Origin of the sequence: Paenibacillus sp. V4I3 (assembly GCF_030817215.1) — a bacterium.
Lineage (GTDB): Bacteria > Bacillota > Bacilli > Paenibacillales > NBRC-103111 > Paenibacillus_E.
This window is the reverse complement of record NZ_JAUSZA010000001.1, coordinates 742,419-761,162: the sequence shown is the minus strand read 5'-3', so window position 1 is coordinate 761,162 and position 18,744 is coordinate 742,419. Positions and strand designations below refer to the sequence as shown.

The window sequence follows — 18,744 nt, the reverse complement described above, 5'->3', positions numbered from 1 at the left end:
TTGTGAAAATATGGTTGACAACCAGTAAGTGCATTGATAAGATGAATGTATTAATACCGACTAATTAACTCGGAAATCATCGATTATTTAACCTGGAGGGGAAATAGTATGGCAAGATTAGTACAAAGCATTACAGATTTGATTGGCGATACACCGCTTGTTCGTCTAAACCGCGTTGTTCCAGAAGGAAGCGCAGAGATTTATGTGAAACTTGAGTACCAAAATCCAGGCGCCAGTGTAAAAGACCGTATTGCCATCTCCATGATCGAAGTAGCTGAGCAAGAAGGTATATTGAAGCCGGGCGATACGATTGTTGAACCAACTAGCGGTAACACAGGAATCGGAATAGCTTTAGTCGCAGCTGCTAAAGGATATAAGGCGATTCTGGTTATGCCAGAAACGATGTCTTTGGAGAGACGTAACCTGCTTCGTGCCTATGGGGCTCAGCTGGTTCTGACGCCAGGAGCAGAAGGAATGAAAGGCGCGATCAAACGTGCTGAGGAGCTTCAAGCAGAGAATCCTTCCTACTTCATCCCGCAACAATTCAAAAACCAAGCAAACGTAAAGGTTCACCGTGAAACAACAGGTCCGGAAATCGTTGAAGCGATTAATGCTCACGATGGCAAATTGGACGCTTTCATCTCGGGTATCGGTACGGGCGGAACAATTACAGGCGCAGGTGGCGTACTGAAAGAAAACTTCCCGAACATTAAGATTTATGCCATTGAACCTGCTGCATCCCCGGTACTTTCCGGCGGCAAGCCAGGTCCTCATAAAATTCAAGGTATCGGCGCAGGCTTTGTTCCAGATATTCTGAACACAAGCATCTACGACGAAATTATTGCCGTAGAAAACGAAGATGCTTTCGAAACTTCACGTCGTGTAGCCAAAGAAGAAGGTATCCTTGGTGGTATCTCTTCAGGTGCAGCGATTTTTGCAGCGCTTAAAGTTGCTAAAGAACTTGGCGCAGGCAAACGTGTAGTTGCTGTGATTCCAAGTAATGGTGAGCGTTACCTTTCTACGCCATTGTATCAATTCGAAGAGCAATAAGATTACTTACTACAAACGAGCCTTCAGCTGCTGCAGCTGGGGGCTTTTTTTCTGTGTAAGGTTGGAGTATACTAATGGACAACTAATCATCGGATGTCACAGGAAGGAGGGCAAGTATGATCCTAACAACAGTAGAACAGTGGCGTAATTGGTCCTCCACGTACACGATGCTGCCTTATGTCATTAAACTGGGACTTGCCGACGACCGGATCGCTTCTTGGCAAGAAGCGTGGAAAGAAGCCGCGCCTGATTCTTTTGTCTTAGAAAGCGGCAAAGGGGGGCGTTACACGTGCTTCGGTCTACAGCCGTTTTCTACGGTTTATGGAAACGGTTTGGATGCGGAAATGACGATGATCAATAAAAAAAGTCCTACTGGCAAGACGGAAGTATCACGTCTACAAGGAAAACCCCTCGATATCGTGAAGCAATGGATGTCAGCTTACCACAGCCCCAAAGTCGAAGGAGCCCCTAAATTTCTTGGCGGCTGTGTAGGTTATTGGAGCTATGACGTGATCCGCACCATTGAGAAACTCCCGGAGCAAGCGGCAAATGACTTGCCGATTCCGGATTATAGCTTCGCTATGTATGATCAAGTATGGACCTTGGATCATATCGATAAGAGCCTATACATTGCGGTGCATATGCCGCTTGAGAAGAGTCGTGCAGCCGATGACATCTATCTTCGGCGGCTTTACGCACAGGCGCACGCTGAGGCTGAGGCGATGCTCGCTCGCTGGCATGCGATCCGCTCCAGCAGCTGGTCAGGCTCGCACCTGAGCGGTGCAGACCAACCGGCGATCGCGCGCGAGCAGCTGCACATCGACGTCGAGAGCATCGCAGGCATCCAGCCTGCTTTCGGCAAAGCCGATTACATCGCGGCGGTGCAGCGCATCCAAGCCTACATCTCCCAAGGTGACGTGTTCCAAGTCAACTTGTCCGTTAGACAGAGCCGGCAGCTGCGCACGACGCCGGAGGAGATCTACGAGGCGCTGCGCATCGTCAATCCCTCGCCTTACATGGGCTTGCTGCGCTTCGCAGGCTTCGCCCTCGTCTCCGGCTCGCCAGAGCTGCTCGTACAGCTCGAGGACGGCGTCCTGCGGACGCGTCCTATCGCTGGCACGCGCCCGCGCGGCAAGGACGAGCAGGATGACCTGCGCCTAGCCGGCGAGCTCATCGACAACGACAAAGAGCGCGCCGAGCACGTCATGCTGGTCGATCTCGAGCGCAACGACCTTGGCCGCATCTCGAAGTACGGCTCCGTCCATGTGAAAGACTTTATGGTCATCGAATACTACTCCCATGTGATGCATATCGTCTCGGAAGTCGTCGGCGAGCTCGCAGAGGGGAAGGACGCCTATGATGTCATTGCGGCGACCTTCCCAGGAGGCACGATCACAGGCGCTCCGAAGATTCGCACCATGGAAATTATTGAAGAATTAGAGCCAGTTCGCCGCGGACCTTACACAGGATCCATGGGTTGGATTGACTATAATGGGAATATGGAATTTAATATAATTATACGAACGCTGGTAGCTGTTCAAGGGATGGGTCATATTCAAGCAGGGGCTGGTATCGTCATTGATTCTATTCCTGAGCGTGAGTATATTGAATCATTGAATAAAGCCAAAGCGATGTGGAAAGCGATAGAATATAGCGAGCGGAGCATGAGCCGAGCTTAAGCCCTAGCAGGGCTGACGAAAGGGGAGCTTAGAATGATTTTAGTGATTGATAATTATGATTCGTTTACGTACAACCTCGTCCAATATTTGGGAGAGATCGGTGAAGAAGTCGTCGTTCGTCGCAATGACGAAATTGATTTAGCTGGCGTTGAGGCTTTGTCGCCGGATCATATTTTAATATCTCCGGGTCCTTGCACACCGAATGAAGCCGGAATTAGCTTATCACTGATCGACCATTTCAAGGGTAAAATCCCCATCTTCGGCGTCTGTCTAGGCCATCAATCGATTGGTCAAGCTTTTGGCGGCGACGTCATTCGCGCAGAGCGCTTAATGCATGGTAAAACCTCGGAGATTTTCCATGATGGTAAAACCTTGTTCGAAGGGCTTCCATCCCCTTTTATTGCAACTCGCTACCATTCCTTAATTGTGAAAACAGAGACGCTTCCTGATTGCTTGGAAGTCAGTGCTCGTACAGATGAGGGTGAAATTATGGCATTACGCCATAAGGAATATCCAATTGAAGGTGTGCAGTTCCACCCAGAATCGATCATTACTCAGCATGGTCATCAGATTCTGCGGAATTTTCTTCGCCGCACGGCCAAAACAGGAGTTTAATCTATGATTATTAGTGTCAACGGGATTCTGACGGATGATAAGGAAGCTGTGGTCTCGGTTTACGATCACGGCTTTCTTTACGGCCTTGGCCTTTTTGAGACATTTCGTACCTATAAGAAAGAACCGTTCCTGCTGCCCGAGCATCTTCGGCGTCTAACAGAGGGCTGCCGTGAGCTTGGGATTGGCTATAAGCCGGACCTTGCACATATTCAGCGTCTGATTGATGAGCTGCTTAAAGCCAATAACCTTGAGGATGCATATATCCGATACTCCGTTTCGGCCGGAATTGATATCCTTGGGCTGCCATCAGACGTCTATCAAAACCCTACAGAGATCATTTACATCAAGCCGCTTCCACCAAGGGACGAGAAGATTTATGCACAGGGCAAAGCGCTGCAGCTGCTAAAATTGCCTCGTAATACGCCGGAAGGTCTATACCGATTTAAGTCCTTTCACTATATGAACAATATCTTGGCCAAAAGAGAATTACAGAAGTATGACTGGGCAGCTGGCGCAGAAGGCCTGATGCTGACCGAAGAAGGTTACGTAGCTGAGGGTATTGTGAGCAACATCTTTTTCATAAAGGACGAAACCTGCTACACGCCATCGCTTGATACAGGCATTTTACCTGGCATCACAAGGGCTTATGTGTTACAGCTGGCACAGCAGCAGCAGATTCCAACACAGGGTGGCCTATACCGATGGGAAGATCTCATGGAAGCCGATGAGGTGTTTCTCGTTAATTCCATACAAGAGATCGTACCCATTACGACTTTGTTCACACCCAGTGGACAATCTCACGCTGTTGGAAAGGGTATTGTAGGTCCAATAACCCGCCAACTTAGCGAGCTTTATAACTAATATTTGAAAACAACAGGAAGTGAATGGCAATGAAAGTGTTATCCTTTAGAGGACATGAGCTGCCCATTGGTGATCGGACGATCATTATGGGCATATTAAACGTAACCCCGGACTCCTTTTCGGACGGTGGGAATTACGTGAGGGTAGAGGATGCGGTGCGCAGAGCGCGCCAAATGGTAGCCGAAGGCGTTGACATCATTGATATCGGGGGAGAATCAACCCGACCGGGTTTTGCCAAGGTTTCGCAAGAAGAAGAACTGCAACGGGTAATTCCGGTCATTGAGGCACTAAGTAAGGAAGTAAACATTCCTATTTCTATAGATACGTACAAAGCGGATGTCGCCAAGCAAGCATTAGAAGCCGGGGCGCATATCATCAACGATGTTTGGGGCGGCCAAGCCGACGTTCGAATGGCAGAAGTTGCGGCAAGCTACGATTGTCCGTTTATCATTACGCATAATCGTGTGAACCCGACTTATTCTGATTTTCTCCGTGACATTTCTACCGACTTACAGCTCTATGCGAATCAAGCCAGAGAAGTTGGCGTTCGGGAAGAGCGTATTATTTTAGATCCGGGCATCGGATTTGCCAAGACCTACGAGCAGAATCTGTTCCTCATGAATCATCTGCGTGCGATCGTCGGTCTCGGATATCCGGTCCTTTTAGGCACATCCCGTAAAAGCGTCATTGGCCTAACGCTCAATCTGCCTCCTGAGGAACGTTTGGAAGGAACTGCATCGACCGTGGTGCTTGGAATTGCCCAAGGCTGTGGGATGATCAGAGTACACGATATTCAAGCGATGAAACGTTTAGCGGTTATGACTGATGCCATCATTCGTTCGCAGTTAACCTAAACTTTGGAGGCTCTTACATTGGATAAAATAACACTCTCCCGCATGCAGTTTTTTGGTAATCATGGTGTTTTTCCGGAAGAGAATAAGCTCGGTCAACGCTTTTATGTAGATGTAGAGCTTATGCTTCCGCTGGACAAACCCGGCAAGTCGGATCATCTGGATGATACGGTTAATTACGGGGAAGTATTTTTCAAAGTCAAAGAGGTTGTGGAAGGCCGCACTTATAAATTAATTGAAGCTTTAGCAGAAAATATTGCATCCGAGCTGCTGCATACTTATACTAGTATCAATGAAGTGACGGTTCGCGTCATTAAGCCGCATCCGCCCTTTGCCGTATTTTTTGACGGGGTAACTGTAGAGATTAACCGAAAGCGGGCAAATGAATGACAGCCGAAGAACGAGAACAAGGCACGATAGCCTATGTCGCATTGGGATCCAATATAGATGATCGTGAACACTATTTGCAGGATGCGATTACAGCGCTGAATCAGGAATCGGGCATAACGGTGACTGGATTGTCCAGCATCTACGAAACCGAACCGGTTGGCTATGTAGATCAGTCTGCTTTTCTTAATATGGTTATTCAAATCATTACCGTTTTACCTGCAGAAGAGTTGTTGTTCACTATGCTTGCCATCGAGAAAAGACTGGGTCGAACGCGCGATCTGCGCTGGGGCCCGAGAACGATCGATTTGGATTTACTCCTTTACGGCGACCATCAGCTTACAACCCCCGACTTGATCATTCCGCATCCGCGGATGCATGAGCGGGCTTTTGTATTAGTTCCTCTCACTGAGGTTCTCTACAAGCGACAAGATGCTGCATTTGAATTCATCTCCGCGCATTTGGAGAAACTGGAAGGAAAGGAAGGCGTCATCCTATGGAAAAAAGCTCAGTAGCTCAGCGTATACGCGCTTTTCGTAAGTTAAAAGGGTACACTCAGAACGAATTAGCTGATTTACTCGGTGTGTCGATTGCCATCTTAGGTGCTATTGAAAGAGGTACTCGTAAACCGGATACCAAAATAATAAATAAAATCTCGCAAGTTCTGAATATTGAACCGGATGAGTTAGTCGCAACGGTTGCGAGATGAGAGGAGTGGAATCTTCGGTGCTGAAAATAGGAAATGTCGAAGCTCCCAATAAAGTCGTGCTTGCCCCAATGGCGGGTGTATGTAACCCTGCGTTCCGACTCATAGCCAAAGAATTTGGTACAGGATTAGTCTGTGCAGAAATGGTTAGTGATAAAGCCATTGTTCACGGGAATTCCCGCTCGATGGAAATGCTTTATGTTGATGATCGAGAAAAACCGCTAAGTCTGCAAATCTTTGGTGGCGATACCGAAACGCTTGTACAAGCGGCTAGAATCGTTGACCAACAGACGAATGCAGACATTATTGATATAAATATGGGTTGTCCAGTACCGAAAATCACAAAGTGTGATGCGGGTGCAAGATGGCTGCTCCAACCTGAGAAAATCGAAGAAATGATCGCGACTGTTGTTGCGGCAGTAAGCAAACCAGTAACCGTGAAGATGCGTATCGGTTGGGATTCCGAGCACATTTATGCCATAGAAAATGCTAAAGCTGTCGAAAGAGGCGGCGGAAGCGCTGTTAGTGTCCACGGGCGTACACGTGAGCAGCTGTATACAGGTAAAGCGGATTGGGACATCATTCGTGATGTTAAGCAAGCTCTATCGATTCCCGTTATCGGGAACGGGGATGTCGTGACACCGGAGGATGCTAAACGCATGTTAGACCATACGGGTGTAGATGGCGTGATGATTGGGCGCGGCGCGTTAGGTAACCCTTGGATGCTTTACCGTACTGTACAATACCTTGCCAATGGTGAATTACCGCCTGAGCCGACACCCGAAGAGAAGATCCGTATCGCGATATTACACATGGACCGACTTATTGCTCTCAAGGGTGAACATGTTGCTGTGAAAGAGATGCGCAAACATATGGCATGGTACCTCAAGGGGATGACAGGATCGGCACGTGTGAAGGATACGATTATGGAGATGTTGAAGCGTGATGAAATGGTGCGAGCTTTGAATGATTATGTCGAGCATCTATATGCAACCACGATTGAAGAATCAGCCGTACTACAATAAAAAATGCAGCTATGGTTGAGATTGACATTTTGAAACCGTTGCAATATAATCAGTCAATATTAATGTGTTCCTGCATATATTGAAAGACAAACGAGCAACTAACTTATTTAAGAAACGTGAATTCATACTACTTGAATCAGCTCTTTTAAGACCCAACTCCTAGCAGGAAGCATCGATTCAACGATATGAAAATCTTTCACATGACGGGAGATCAGTTGGAAATGGCTGAAAAAGAGGTCATTCTTACACCAGAAGGTTTAAGAAAGCTCGAAGATGAGCTTGAGCATCTGAAATCAGTGAAGCGCCGGGAAGTAGCTGAGAGAATCAAGGTTGCCATCGGATATGGCGATATCAGTGAGAACTCAGAGTACGAAGACGCGAAAAACGAACAAGCTTTTATTGAAGGCAGAATCATTACTTTAGAAAAATTGCTGCGCAATGCGCGTATTATTAATAACGATGATGTCGATACCAACACCGTGAGTGTTGGCTCAATCGTAACGCTGAAGGACTTGGAATTCGGTGATTTGGTTGAATATAACATCGTAGGTACGGCGGAATCCGATCCGTTGATGAATAAGATTTCCAATGAAAGCCCTGTAGGTAGAGCTATTTTAGGTAAACAAAGGGGCGCGAACGTTGACGTTGTCGTTCCTGCTGGCGTCATTCAGTATCAAATTATTGATATTAAAAAGTAGCGTGCAGCCGCATTCCTTTGGAAAGCTTCCTTTCGGAAGCTTTTTTCCGGTTTTAGCACCCTTTACTAATAAGTAGGAGATGAAAGCATGAGCCAGGAATTGGAATTGAACGAATTGCTCGTCATTCGCCGTAATAAATTGGACGAGCTTCGCGGTCTAGGAGTCGATCCTTTTGGCAGCAAATACGTAAGAACGCATTCAACCAAAGAAATCCTTACAGCCTACCAAGATAAAACCAAAGAAGAGTTGGATGCTGAGCACCATGAGGTCAGTATCGCCGGACGTATTATGCAAAAAAGAGGCATGGGTAAAGCCAGCTTCGCACATCTTCAAGACATTACAGGCAAAATTCAAATCTATGTGCGTGAAGATGCACTAGACGCGAACAAATACCAGGCTTTTGATCTTCTGGATCTAGGCGATATGGTTGGGGTTCAGGGCGTTGTTTTCAAAACAAAAACCGGCGAAACTTCTATTAAAGTGAAATCGCTTGAAGTTTTGACCAAATCCTTGCTTCCGCTGCCGGATAAATTCCATGGTCTTAGTGATGTAGAGCTTCGCTATCGCCAACGTTATGTTGACTTGATTATGAATCAAGATGTACAGCAAACATTTATTCTTCGTTCCCGTATTATTCAGTCCATGCGTAGGTACTTGGATTCTCTGGGCTATTTAGAAGTGGAGACTCCAACATTACACTCCGTAGCTGGTGGAGCGTCTGCGCGTCCTTTTAACACACATCATAATGCTTTAGACATGCAGCTCCATATGCGTATTGCGATTGAGCTTCATTTGAAGCGTCTGATTGTTGGCGGATTAGAAAAAGTGTACGAAATTGGGCGTGTATATCGTAACGAGGGTATCTCTACGCGTCATAATCCGGAGTTTACGATGATTGAGCTTTATGAGGCTTATGCTGACTACAAAGACATCATGAAACTTACGGAGGAACTTATTGCGCATATTGCGCAAGAGGTTCTTGGTGGTACAACAGTTCCATATGGCGATCATGAAGTCAATTTAGCTGTTGGCTGGAGACGTGTATCCATGGTGGATGCCATTAAAGAAGTTAAGGGCGTGGACTTTAGCGTTCACATGTCGAACGAGGAAGCTCATCGCTTGGCCAAAGAGCATCATGTGCAGGTTGAGCCTCATATGACATTCGGTCATATTGTGAATCAATTCTTCGAAACATTTGTAGAAGAGACCTTGATACAACCAACCTTTATTTACGGACACCCATTAGAAATTTCACCGCTTGCCAAAAAGAACCCCGAGGATCCGCGCTTCACGGATCGCTTCGAACTCTTTATTGTAGCGCGTGAGCATGCTAATGCATTTACGGAGCTTAACGATCCTATTGATCAAAGAGAGCGTTTTGAAGCTCAGCTTCGTGAGAAAGAGCAAGGCAATGACGAGGCACATGAGATGGATGAAGACTTCATTCGTGCGCTTGAGTACGGAATGCCTCCAACGGGTGGTCTAGGAATAGGAATTGACCGTCTGGTTATGCTATTGACGAATGCACCGTCCATTCGTGATGTACTGTTGTTTCCGCTTATGCGTGAACGTCAAGGAGAATAATTGCTTAAGTTTCGAGGCACCGAGAGGTGTCTCGAAACTTTTTAAAATAGTACTTGCAATGTCCATGGCGTCTGTGGTATCTTATAAAAGTTGCCGCTGAGACAACAAAAAGCTTAACAAAAACAACTTACAAAAATAAGTTGCAAAGTAATTCTCGGTATGGTATATTGGTCTTCCGGCTTTCGAAAGAGAGCGGGCTGAACAAGAGAAATTGATCTTTGAAAACTGAACAACGAGTGAGTAAGCACGAATGAGAAATCGTTCAAAAAAGAGATTGCAAAATCTCGCTAGCAACGCAAATGAGCAATTAAGCTTTCAAATAGTTTTACTATTATGGAGAGTTTGATCCTGGCTCAGGACGAACGCTGGCGGCGTGCCTAATACATGCAAGTCGAGCGGATTTATCCTTCGGGATAAGTTAGCGGCGGACGGGTGAGTAACACGTAGGTAACCTGCCTATAAGACTGGGATAACTATCGGAAACGATAGCTAAGACCGGATAACTGGTTTTCTCGCATGAGAGAATTATGAAACACGGAGCAATCTGTGGCTTATAGATGGGCCTGCGGCGCATTAGCTAGTTGGTAGGGTAACGGCCTACCAAGGCGACGATGCGTAGCCGACCTGAGAGGGTGAACGGCCACACTGGGACTGAGACACGGCCCAGACTCCTACGGGAGGCAGCAGTAGGGAATCTTCCGCAATGGACGCAAGTCTGACGGAGCAACGCCGCGTGAGTGATGAAGGTTTTCGGATCGTAAAGCTCTGTTGCCCTAGACGAACAGCAAGAGGAGTAACTGCCTTTTGTGTGACGGTATAGGAGAAGAAAGCCCCGGCTAACTACGTGCCAGCAGCCGCGGTAATACGTAGGGGGCAAGCGTTGTCCGGAATTATTGGGCGTAAAGCGCGCGCAGGCGGTCAATTAAGTTGGGTGTTTAAGCCCGGGGCTCAACCCCGGTTCGCATCCAAAACTGGTTGACTTGAGTGTAGGAGAGGAAAGTGGAATTCCACGTGTAGCGGTGAAATGCGTAGAGATGTGGAGGAACACCAGTGGCGAAGGCGACTTTCTGGCCTATAACTGACGCTGAGGCGCGAAAGCGTGGGGAGCAAACAGGATTAGATACCCTGGTAGTCCACGCCGTAAACGATGCATACTAGGTGTCAGGGGTTTCGATGCCCTTGGTGCCGAAGTTAACACAGTAAGTATGCCGCCTGGGGAGTACGCTCGCAAGAGTGAAACTCAAAGGAATTGACGGGGACCCGCACAAGCAGTGGAGTATGTGGTTTAATTCGAAGCAACGCGAAGAACCTTACCAGGTCTTGACATCCCTCTGAATACGGTAGAGATATCGTAGGCCTTCGGGACAGAGGAGACAGGTGGTGCATGGTTGTCGTCAGCTCGTGTCGTGAGATGTTGGGTTAAGTCCCGCAACGAGCGCAACCCTTGATCTTAGTTGCCAGCACTTCGGGTGGGCACTCTAAGATGACTGCCGGTGACAAACCGGAGGAAGGTGGGGATGACGTCAAATCATCATGCCCCTTATGACCTGGGCTACACACGTACTACAATGGTCGGTACAACGGGAAGCGAAGCCGCGAGGTGGAGCCAATCCTTATAAGCCGATCTCAGTTCGGATTGCAGGCTGCAACTCGCCTGCATGAAGTCGGAATTGCTAGTAATCGCGGATCAGCATGCCGCGGTGAATACGTTCCCGGGTCTTGTACACACCGCCCGTCACACCACGAGAGTTTACAACACCCGAAGTCGGTGGGGTAACCCGCAAGGGAGCCAGCCGCCGAAGGTGGGGTAGATGATTGGGGTGAAGTCGTAACAAGGTAGCCGTATCGGAAGGTGCGGCTGGATCACCTCCTTTCTATGGAGACTCGGTCTTGATAAGACCAGTCAAGTGTACGTAAGTACACAAATCGCTTACTCACTCGTGTTCAGTTTTGAAAGAGCAAGCCTCTTTCTGCAGGATGGTTAACACCATGTTGCACTCGTTTGGTGATGATGGCGGAGGGGACCCACGCGTTCCCATCTCGAACACGACCGTTAAGCCCTCCAGCGTCGATGGTACTTGAACCGCAGGGTTCTGGGAGAGTAGAACGTTGCCAAGCGAGCCCACGTCAAGCTTTCGAAGAAAGCTTTCTTCGAAAGCTCGTAGGTGGGTTTTTATTTTGGAAAGTTTCCCGAAAATGTATCATTTATGGGCCCTTAGCTCAGCTGGTTAGAGCGCACCCCTGATAAGGGTGAGGTCGGTGGTTCGAGTCCACTAGGGCCCACCATATAAGTTTATCCCATTATGGGGCCATAGCTCAGCTGGGAGAGCGCCTGCCTTGCAAGCAGGAGGTCAGCGGTTCGATCCCGCTTGGCTCCACCAATACCACATTTTAAGACAGAAATTTCCAAGAAATTTCGACTTGAAATGAAGTAATAAGATGTGATAAGATAACTTTCGCCGCTGAAATAGGGCAAAGAAAAGCGAATCACAGAGATATAAGTTGTTCCTTGAAAACTAGATAACGAAACAAAACGTAAAGTAAGAACTTAGGTTGTGTGATTCTTTTGGATCATGCAAAAATCTTTAAAGTTTTTTCTAGGTTAAGCTAGAAAGAGCACACGGAGGATGCCTAGGCACTAGGAGCCGAAGAAGGACGTGGCGAACGACGAAATGCCTCGGGGAGCCGTAAGCAGGCTTTGATCCGGGGATGTCCGAATGGGGGAACCCAGCTGTGGTAATGCGCAGTTACCATGCAGTGAATACATAGCTGCATTGGAGGCATACCCAGGGAACTGAAACATCTAAGTACCTGGAGGAAAAGAAAACAAAAGTGATTCCGTCAGTAGCGGCGAGCGAAAGCGGAATAGCCCAAACCAAGGAGCTTGCTCCTTGGGGTTGTAGGACCTCGTTGTGGGGTTAGTTCGGTAGGCGAAGAGATCTGGAAAGGTCCGGCATAGAGGGTAAAAGCCCCGTAGCCAAAATCGAACGAAACCCCTAGAGGTATCCTGAGTACGGCGGGTCACGTGAAACCCCGTCGGAATCCGGCAGGACCATCTGCCAAGGCTAAATACTCCCTAGTGACCGATAGTGAAGCAGTACCGTGAGGGAAAGGTGAAAAGCACCGCGGAAGCGGAGTGAAAAAGAACCTGAAACCGTGTGCTTACAAAAAGTCAGAGCCCTCTATATGGGTGATGGCGTGCCTTTTGTAGAATGAACCGGCGAGTTACGTTCCCGTGCGAGGTTAAGCCAGAAAAGGCGGAGCCGCAGCGAAAGCGAGTCTGAATAGGGCGCTTTAGTACGTGGACGTAGACCCGAAACCGTGTGATCTACCCCTGTCCAGGGTGAAGGTGAGGTAACACTCACTGGAGGCCCGAACCCACGCATGTTGAAAAATGCGGGGATGAGGTGGGGGTAGCGGAGAAATTCCAATCGAACTCGGAGATAGCTGGTTCTCCCCGAAATAGCTTTAGGGCTAGCCTCGGATGTTGAGTTGTGGAGGTAAAGCACTGATTGGGTGCGGGGCCCGCCAAGGGTTACCAAGTCCAGTCAAACTCTGAATGCCACAAACTTAAATCCGGGAGTCAGACAGTGAGTGCTAAGATCCATTGTCAAAAGGGAAACAGCCCAGACCATCAGCTAAGGTCCCCAAGTGTGTGTTAAGTGGGAAAGGATGTGGAGTTGCACAGACAACCAGGATGTTGGCTTAGAAGCAGCCACCATTGAAAGAGTGCGTAATAGCTCACTGGTCGAGTGACTCTGCGCCGAAAATGTAACGGGGCTAAACACGCCACCGAAGCTATGGCTTGCACTTTAGTGCATGGGTAGGGGAGCGTTGTATGTACGTTGAATTCTGACCGTAAGGACAGGTGGAGCGCATACAAGTGAGAATGCCGGTATAAGTAACGAAAAGATCAGTGAGAATCTGATCCGCCGAAAACCTAAGGGTTCCTGAGGAAGGCTCGTCCGCTCAGGGTAAGTCGGGACCTAAGGCGAGGCCGAAAGGCGTAGTCGATGGACAACAGGTGGAAATTCCTGTACCACCGTAGCCGTTATGAGCAATGGAGTGACGCAGAAGGATAGTGACGCGAGCTGATGGATGCTCGTCCAAGCAGTGAGGCTGATGTGTAGGCAAATCCGCACATCGTAAGGCTGGGCTGTGATGGGGAGGGAAACTTTAAGTACCGAAGGTCATGAGTTCACACTGCCAAGAAAAGCTTCTAGCCAGGCGAAGGTGCCCGTACCGCAAACCGACACAGGTGGGTGAGAAGAGAATTCTAAGGCGCGCGGAAGAACTCTCGTTAAGGAACTCGGCAAAATGACCCCGTAACTTCGGGAGAAGGGGTGCCTCGGTAGGGTGAATAGCCCGAGGGGGCCGCAGTGAAAAGGCCCAAGCGACTGTTTAGCAAAAACACAGGTCTGTGCGAAGCCGCAAGGCGAAGTATACGGGCTGACGCCTGCCCGGTGCTGGAAGGTTAAGAGGAGTGGTTAGGGACCTCGGTTCCGAAGCTATGAATTGAAGCCCCAGTAAACGGCGGCCGTAACTATAACGGTCCTAAGGTAGCGAAATTCCTTGTCAGGTAAATTCTGACCCGCACGAATGGCGTAACGACTTGGGCGCTGTCTCAACGAGAGATCCGGTGAAATTTTAATACCTGTGAAGATGCAGGTTACCCGCGACAAGACGGAAAGACCCCATGGAGCTTTACTGCAGCTTGATATTGGACTTTGGTACGATCTGTACAGGATAGGTGGGAGCCTTTGAAGCCTGAGCGCCAGCTTGGGTGGAGGCATCGTTGGGATACCACCCTGATCGTATCGGAGTTCTAACCTGGTACCGTGATCCGGTATGGGGACAGTGTCAGGTGGGCAGTTTGACTGGGGCGGTCGCCTCCTAAAATGTAACGGAGGCGTTTAAAGGTTCCCTCAGAATGGTTGGAAATCATTCGCAGAGTGCAAAGGCATAAGGGAGCTTGACTGCGAGACCTACAAGTCGAGCAGGGACGAAAGTCGGACTTAGTGATCCGGTGGTACCGAATGGAAGGGCCATCGCTCAACGGATAAAAGCTACCCTGGGGATAACAGGCTTATCTCCCCCAAGAGTCCACATCGACGGGGAGGTTTGGCACCTCGATGTCGGCTCATCGCATCCTGGGGCTGAAGTAGGTCCCAAGGGTTGGGCTGTTCGCCCATTAAAGCGGTACGCGAGCTGGGTTCAGAACGTCGTGAGACAGTTCGGTCCCTATCTGTCGCGGGCGTAGGAAATTTGAGAGGAGCTGTCCTTAGTACGAGAGGACCGGGATGGACGTACCGCTGGTGTACCAGTTGTCTCGCCAGAGGCATCGCTGGGTAGCTATGTACGGAGGGGATAAGCGCTGAAAGCATCTAAGCGCGAAGCCCCCCTCAAGATGAGATTTCCCAGTATGTAAGACCCCTTGTAGACGACGAGGTTGATAGGTTCGAGGTGGAAGTGCAGCAATGCATGCAGCTGACGAATACTAATCGGTCGAGGGCTTAACCTAATATAGGGATCTTTTGACGTAGTCAAAAGTCTCTTAGGGATCTTTAATCGTAGATTAAAGTCTCTCTGCTTGAAACCTAAGGATTACTTTACAAATGTTTCGTATCTAGTTTTCAGGGAATAATATTTCCTGATGTATATATATCTTGGAGAGATACCCAAGTGGCTATAAGGGGACCCTCTGCTAAGGGGTTAGACTGCGTAAGTGGTGCGAGGGTTCGAATCCCTCTCTCTCCGCCAGTTTCCAAATATATATACTTTTTATGTGGCGGCGTAGCTCAGCTGGCTAGAGCGTACGGTTCATACCCGTAAGGTCGGGGGTTCGAGCCCCTCTGCCGCTACCATAAAACCAACACCAGTCGGAGGCTTAGCTCAGCTGGGAGAGCATCTGCCTTACAAGCAGAGGGTCGGCGGTTCGATCCCGTCAGCCTCCACCATTTTTATCTTTATGCCGTTGTAGCTCAACTGGTAGAGCAACTGACTTGTAATCAGTAGGTTGGGGGTTCAAGTCCTCTCGACGGCACCATGTTACTTGAAGATGGTTCAATGATGGAGTTTCCTATTACTTTCCGGGGGCCCCGATAATTTTTAGCATGGAGCTGTGGTGTAGTGGCCTAACATGCCTGCCTGTCACGCAGGAGACCGCGGGTTCGAATCCCGTCAGCTCCGCCATTTATTATTTTGATTTAATTAGGACAAGCTAAAAACAATTACATAAGGCTCGGTAGCTCAGTCGGTAGAGCAGAGGACTGAAAATCCTCGTGTCGGCGGTTCGATTCCGTCCCGAGCCATTGAGATGGTTGTGCTGCAACAATGCAGTATGGTTATCTCTCATCTGGAGGCTTAGTGAAGTGGCTAAACACGGCAGACTGTAAATCTGCTCTCTTCGAGTTCGGTGGTTCGAATCCATCAGCCTCCATTTTACCTTGAGTCATTAGCTCAGTTGGTAGAGCACCTGACTTTTAATCAGGGTGTCGTAGGTTCGAATCCTACATGACTCACTTTTATTAGTAAACGTAGAAGACCGTGAGGTCTTTATTTTTTTTATATAATCCCCAAAAGGTAGAGTCCCACCCATGCATAAAGAAAAAGCATCCATAAGCAGGATGCTTTTTTCTATATCAACTTGTCTGCAACTGACTTCATTTTTTGCTTCATAGAAGCCGGTTTATCACGGCGATCGTCGATTTTGATGGATGTGGAGACTCGCTCAGCACCATTCGTAAAAGGGACTTCGTGAACGGCACGAATGACTTCTAGCAGACGATCTAAAGGACCCTCTAGGATGGTACCCATAGGCGTCATTTCAAAAGCGATATCGGCATGTTTTTCTAGTTCTTTGTGCAGATCTGCGACATAACCGCTGAGGCTGGTGGTGGCTGTTCCTATAGGGATAATGGTGAATTCTGCGATAGCCATGGAGGTCACTTCTCCTTTCATTTTGTAAAGCTCTCTTCTATTGTAGATGAGTGACTACAGGCAATGCAATTCACCGTGAAGCTAACTTCGCCAATTAAGAACTGGCAAGGTCAATAATATAATCGGCTGTTCTTGCAGCAAGCGCCATTACGGTGTTGGTGGGATTTCCTCCACTGGATGTTACGAAGAGACTCGCATCGCAAATGAACAGGTTTGGAATGTCGTGGCTTTGACCGTAAGAATTGACGACGGAGGTAGCTGGATCATTACCCATGCGGCAGCCGCCCATGAGATGCTGAGTGTCGGATACTACGTGGGCAACCTCGCCTCCGGCTGCTTTGAGGATGAGTTTCATATTCTCTACAGCGTGATCGATTAATTTAAGATCGTTATCCCCGTAATGGAAGGTCACGGAGGCACGAGGCATTCCGTTTTCATCTTTTTCAGAGGATAAGGAGATATGGTTGTCCCATTGCGGAAGAACTTCTCCAACCATGGTTAAACGCCCATAGTAGTTGTAATCAAGCATGATTTGCTTAAGCTGCTGCCCCCAGATGGGCTCGTGAGACGATTTGCTGATCCCCTGAGCCATATCTATAGGTCTCGAGCCGTGAGAGTGAATCGTATAGCCACGCGCAAAGCCTCTGCGCGGATCAGTCTCATAGAAATCTTGTGTGGAGGCTAATACAGGTGTGCCTTTGTACAAACGAACCTCTTGCTCAAATTTGGCGTAGACATCATTACTGCTATGCGTCATAATCGCGCGGCCTACCCAGCCGCTGGAATTCGCCAAACCGTCAGGAAATTGAGGAGTAGCGGAGTGAAGCAGCAGGCGAGGGGTCTCGACAACATGTGCGCATAAAATAACAGTTTTGGCTCGTTGACGATAGGTTGTCTCCTGATGAACAAAGAGAACACTGTTGACATGCCCCTCTTTATCAACTTCGATTTGCGTAACCATACAATCCGGTAGTATTTCGGCTCCAGCGTGAACGGCCTTAGGGATATGAACGATCAAGGTACTAAACTTGGAATTCGGCATACAGCCTTGGATACAGAAGCCACGATTGGTGCAGGGAGGACGTCCTTCAAAAGGAGCGGATAGAATAGCAAGCGGTGTAACCGCGGATTGAATGCCAAGTGCTTCGCAGCCCTTTTGAAATAAATAGGCATTAGGACTTAGGGGGTCACGCTCTGGATAAGGGTAAGGACCATTGAAATTTCCCCATGGGAAATGCTTCGGCCCGGAAACAGCAATTTCTTTTTCAATTCTGTTGTAATAAGGCTCCAGATCCTTGTAGTGAATGGGCCAATCTTCACCAACGCCATCAATGGACTTTGTTTTGAAATCTGATTCATGAAAGCGCAAAAAAACACCGGTAAAGTTCTGTGTCCCGCCGCCTATCCCCCTACCCGAATTGTGGCTCCCCAATCCAAATGGTTCCGTCCCATCAACAATACGAGTATCCTCCCAAGCTAAACTCTGCATGCTCAGCTCGTCACTAGCGAAATCCTTCTGAGGATCCCGCCAAGGGCCCGCATCGAGCACAACAACACTCAGACCAGCTTCACTCAACTCTTTGGCTAGTACACCGCCTGCTGCACCTGCACCTACAATTACGATATCAGCAGCATCATGTTCATGTCTCCACTTCATGGCTTCCTCACTGCCTCCCAAGGATCAAGTTGGCCAGGTTCTGCTCTTACATATCCACGAGGATAGGCAGGGCCACCAAAACCGATCTCCGACCAAACTAAAGGATGTGAGTAATAGGCCTCTACACTTAACTGAAGGAGTTTATGAAACAGTGCTTTTTGTGGAATGTCATCCCAAGCTTCCGTTGGAGGGTAGCTGGCATCGCTGATTTGGAGCATGATGTGCTTTTGAGCAGTTTCATCTAATTGGAAGAAAGGTCGGCTATCGGCTATCCATCCAGCCTCGTCAATAGCTTTAAGTCCCTGACGCAGGAGTTTTTGAATGGGGGGCACATTGACCTTGCGCTGTCCTTCCCCTTTATTTTCTGTCAATGTTTGATCGATATGAGTAAGGATCGTTTGAACAATATCTCCTCGATAATCATCCATGAGCAAAGCGCACCAAGCCCGTAATGTCTCCGTTTCTACCGGGGTTAGAAAATGATAAGAATGTTCTCGCACCAGTCGGGAGGTCACTATGGACCGAGTATGGGAATCCCATTCCTTTTGCTCATCCATGACGTTGTAGGTCGGATAATAGGTATGATTTTTCATGGTAAGTCATCCTCCATAGATAGCAGTAAGACCAAAAATGCTAATGACTGAAAATAGTAAAGGCATCATCACCGGCGGACCCGTAAGAAAATTTCACAA

14 protein-coding genes, 10 tRNA genes and 3 rRNA genes are annotated in these 18,744 nt (G+C 48.3%); 24 read left to right on the top strand and 3 right to left on the bottom strand.

What is annotated here, in order from left to right:
• Positions 1-108 precede the first annotated feature (108 nt).
• The 24 genes from cysK (at position 109) to QFZ77_RS03555 (ending at position 15,977) form a co-directional block, all read left to right on the top strand.
• Entirely contained in the window at positions 109-1,050 is a 942-nt protein-coding gene (cysK, locus tag QFZ77_RS03670; RefSeq protein ID WP_307436256.1) for a cysteine synthase A, read from the top strand.
• 116 nt (positions 1,051-1,166) lie between these two features.
• Positions 1,167-2,729: an anthranilate synthase component I family protein gene (locus tag QFZ77_RS03665; RefSeq protein WP_307436253.1), complete on the top strand. Its 1,563-nt coding sequence runs from the start codon at positions 1,167-1,169 to the stop codon at positions 2,727-2,729.
• Positions 2,730-2,762: 33 nt separating this feature from the next.
• Positions 2,763-3,344 (top strand): aminodeoxychorismate/anthranilate synthase component II, encoded by a 582-nt coding sequence (pabA, locus tag QFZ77_RS03660; RefSeq protein WP_307436249.1) that lies wholly within the window; start codon positions 2,763-2,765, stop codon positions 3,342-3,344.
• 3 nt (positions 3,345-3,347) lie between these two features.
• Positions 3,348-4,205, top strand: coding sequence for an aminodeoxychorismate lyase (pabC, locus tag QFZ77_RS03655; protein ID WP_307436246.1), 858 nt, complete (start codon positions 3,348-3,350; stop codon positions 4,203-4,205).
• Between the two features lie 29 nt (positions 4,206-4,234).
• Positions 4,235-5,059: a dihydropteroate synthase gene (gene folP, locus QFZ77_RS03650; RefSeq protein ID WP_307436243.1), complete on the top strand. Its 825-nt coding sequence runs from the start codon at positions 4,235-4,237 to the stop codon at positions 5,057-5,059.
• An 18-nt stretch (positions 5,060-5,077) separates the two neighbouring features.
• The gene (folB, locus tag QFZ77_RS03645) at positions 5,078-5,446 is read left to right on the top strand and encodes a dihydroneopterin aldolase (protein ID WP_171649103.1); all 369 of its coding nucleotides are present in this window, start codon (positions 5,078-5,080) and stop codon (positions 5,444-5,446) included.
• Positions 5,443-5,958 (top strand): 2-amino-4-hydroxy-6-hydroxymethyldihydropteridine diphosphokinase, encoded by a 516-nt coding sequence (gene folK, locus QFZ77_RS03640; RefSeq protein WP_307436240.1) that lies wholly within the window; start codon positions 5,443-5,445, stop codon positions 5,956-5,958. The genes folB and folK overlap by 4 nt, the downstream gene beginning before the upstream one ends.
• Complete coding sequence (locus QFZ77_RS03635) at positions 5,940-6,152, top strand: helix-turn-helix domain-containing protein (protein WP_047682939.1); 213 nt, start codon at positions 5,940-5,942, stop codon at positions 6,150-6,152. Before folK ends, QFZ77_RS03635 begins: the two co-directional genes overlap by 19 nt.
• 17 nt (positions 6,153-6,169) lie before the next feature.
• Positions 6,170-7,174: a tRNA dihydrouridine synthase DusB gene (gene dusB, locus QFZ77_RS03630; protein WP_307436235.1), complete on the top strand. Its 1,005-nt coding sequence runs from the start codon at positions 6,170-6,172 to the stop codon at positions 7,172-7,174.
• A gap of 221 nt (positions 7,175-7,395) precedes the next feature.
• Positions 7,396-7,872 (top strand): transcription elongation factor GreA, encoded by a 477-nt coding sequence (gene greA / locus QFZ77_RS03625; RefSeq protein ID WP_056833844.1) that lies wholly within the window; start codon positions 7,396-7,398, stop codon positions 7,870-7,872.
• Positions 7,873-7,959: 87 nt separating this feature from the next.
• Complete coding sequence (gene lysS, locus QFZ77_RS03620) at positions 7,960-9,456, top strand: lysine--tRNA ligase (protein WP_307436231.1); 1,497 nt, start codon at positions 7,960-7,962, stop codon at positions 9,454-9,456.
• A 330-nt stretch (positions 9,457-9,786) separates the two neighbouring features.
• Positions 9,787-11,330, top strand: a 16S ribosomal RNA gene (locus QFZ77_RS03615).
• A gap of 127 nt (positions 11,331-11,457) precedes the next feature.
• Positions 11,458-11,574: ribosomal RNA gene (rrf, locus tag QFZ77_RS03610) — 5S ribosomal RNA — on the top strand.
• Between the two features lie 91 nt (positions 11,575-11,665).
• Positions 11,666-11,742: transfer RNA gene (locus QFZ77_RS03605), tRNA-Ile, on the top strand.
• 19 nt (positions 11,743-11,761) lie between these two features.
• Positions 11,762-11,837 (top strand) — tRNA-Ala (locus QFZ77_RS03600).
• Positions 11,838-12,056: 219 nt separating this feature from the next.
• Positions 12,057-14,977: ribosomal RNA gene (locus tag QFZ77_RS03595) — 23S ribosomal RNA — on the top strand.
• The 16S, 23S and 5S rRNA genes sit together here with 10 tRNA genes alongside, the layout of an rRNA operon.
• Before the next feature lie 147 nt (positions 14,978-15,124).
• Positions 15,125-15,216, top strand: a tRNA-Ser gene (locus QFZ77_RS03590).
• Between the two features lie 27 nt (positions 15,217-15,243).
• Positions 15,244-15,320, top strand: a tRNA-Met gene (locus QFZ77_RS03585).
• 17 nt (positions 15,321-15,337) lie between these two features.
• A tRNA-Val gene (locus QFZ77_RS03580) sits at positions 15,338-15,413 on the top strand.
• Positions 15,414-15,426: 13 nt separating this feature from the next.
• Positions 15,427-15,502: transfer RNA gene (locus tag QFZ77_RS03575), tRNA-Thr, on the top strand.
• Positions 15,503-15,571: 69 nt separating this feature from the next.
• A tRNA-Asp gene (locus QFZ77_RS03570) sits at positions 15,572-15,648 on the top strand.
• A gap of 46 nt (positions 15,649-15,694) precedes the next feature.
• Positions 15,695-15,767 (top strand) — tRNA-Phe (locus QFZ77_RS03565).
• A 46-nt stretch (positions 15,768-15,813) separates the two neighbouring features.
• Positions 15,814-15,895, top strand: a tRNA-Tyr gene (locus tag QFZ77_RS03560).
• A 9-nt stretch (positions 15,896-15,904) separates the two neighbouring features.
• Positions 15,905-15,977: transfer RNA gene (locus QFZ77_RS03555), tRNA-Lys, on the top strand.
• A gap of 115 nt (positions 15,978-16,092) precedes the next feature.
• On the opposite strand, the gene QFZ77_RS03550 is transcribed toward QFZ77_RS03555, so the two are convergent.
• The 3 genes from QFZ77_RS03550 to QFZ77_RS03540 all read right to left on the bottom strand — a co-directional run bounded on the left by QFZ77_RS03550 (position 16,093) and on the right by QFZ77_RS03540 (position 18,645).
• A complete protein-coding gene (locus QFZ77_RS03550) occupies positions 16,093-16,395 on the bottom strand; it encodes an MTH1187 family thiamine-binding protein (protein WP_307436229.1) in 303 nt (100 codons plus the stop codon).
• A gap of 94 nt (positions 16,396-16,489) precedes the next feature.
• Positions 16,490-18,052, bottom strand: a complete 1,563-nt coding sequence (locus QFZ77_RS03545; protein WP_307436224.1) for a GMC family oxidoreductase — start codon at positions 18,050-18,052, stop codon at positions 16,490-16,492.
• Positions 18,049-18,645, bottom strand: a complete 597-nt coding sequence (locus tag QFZ77_RS03540; protein ID WP_307436222.1) for a gluconate 2-dehydrogenase subunit 3 family protein — start codon at positions 18,643-18,645, stop codon at positions 18,049-18,051. Before QFZ77_RS03540 ends, QFZ77_RS03545 begins: the two co-directional genes overlap by 4 nt.
• Between the last annotated feature and the right edge of the window lie 99 nt (positions 18,646-18,744).

Excerpts from the sequence above, each read along its gene's own strand:
- cysK (WP_307436256.1), top strand. The coding sequence starts at position 109 with ATGGCAAGATTAGTACAAAGCATTACAGATTTGATTGGCGATACACCG.
- QFZ77_RS03665 (WP_307436253.1), top strand. The coding sequence starts at position 1,167 with ATGATCCTAACAACAGTAGAACAGTGGCGTAATTGGTCCTCCACGTAC.
- pabA (WP_307436249.1), top strand. The coding sequence starts at position 2,763 with ATGATTTTAGTGATTGATAATTATGATTCGTTTACGTACAACCTCGTC.
- pabC (WP_307436246.1), top strand. The coding sequence starts at position 3,348 with ATGATTATTAGTGTCAACGGGATTCTGACGGATGATAAGGAAGCTGTG.
- folP (WP_307436243.1), top strand. The coding sequence starts at position 4,235 with ATGAAAGTGTTATCCTTTAGAGGACATGAGCTGCCCATTGGTGATCGG.
- folK (WP_307436240.1), top strand. The coding sequence starts at position 5,443 with ATGACAGCCGAAGAACGAGAACAAGGCACGATAGCCTATGTCGCATTG.
- QFZ77_RS03635 (WP_047682939.1), top strand. The coding sequence starts at position 5,940 with ATGGAAAAAAGCTCAGTAGCTCAGCGTATACGCGCTTTTCGTAAGTTA.
- greA (WP_056833844.1), top strand. The coding sequence starts at position 7,396 with ATGGCTGAAAAAGAGGTCATTCTTACACCAGAAGGTTTAAGAAAGCTC.
- lysS (WP_307436231.1), top strand. The coding sequence starts at position 7,960 with ATGAGCCAGGAATTGGAATTGAACGAATTGCTCGTCATTCGCCGTAAT.
- QFZ77_RS03550 (WP_307436229.1), bottom strand. The coding sequence starts at position 16,395 with ATGGCTATCGCAGAATTCACCATTATCCCTATAGGAACAGCCACCACC.
- QFZ77_RS03545 (WP_307436224.1), bottom strand. The coding sequence starts at position 18,052 with ATGAAGTGGAGACATGAACATGATGCTGCTGATATCGTAATTGTAGGT.
- QFZ77_RS03540 (WP_307436222.1), bottom strand. The coding sequence starts at position 18,645 with ATGAAAAATCATACCTATTATCCGACCTACAACGTCATGGATGAGCAA.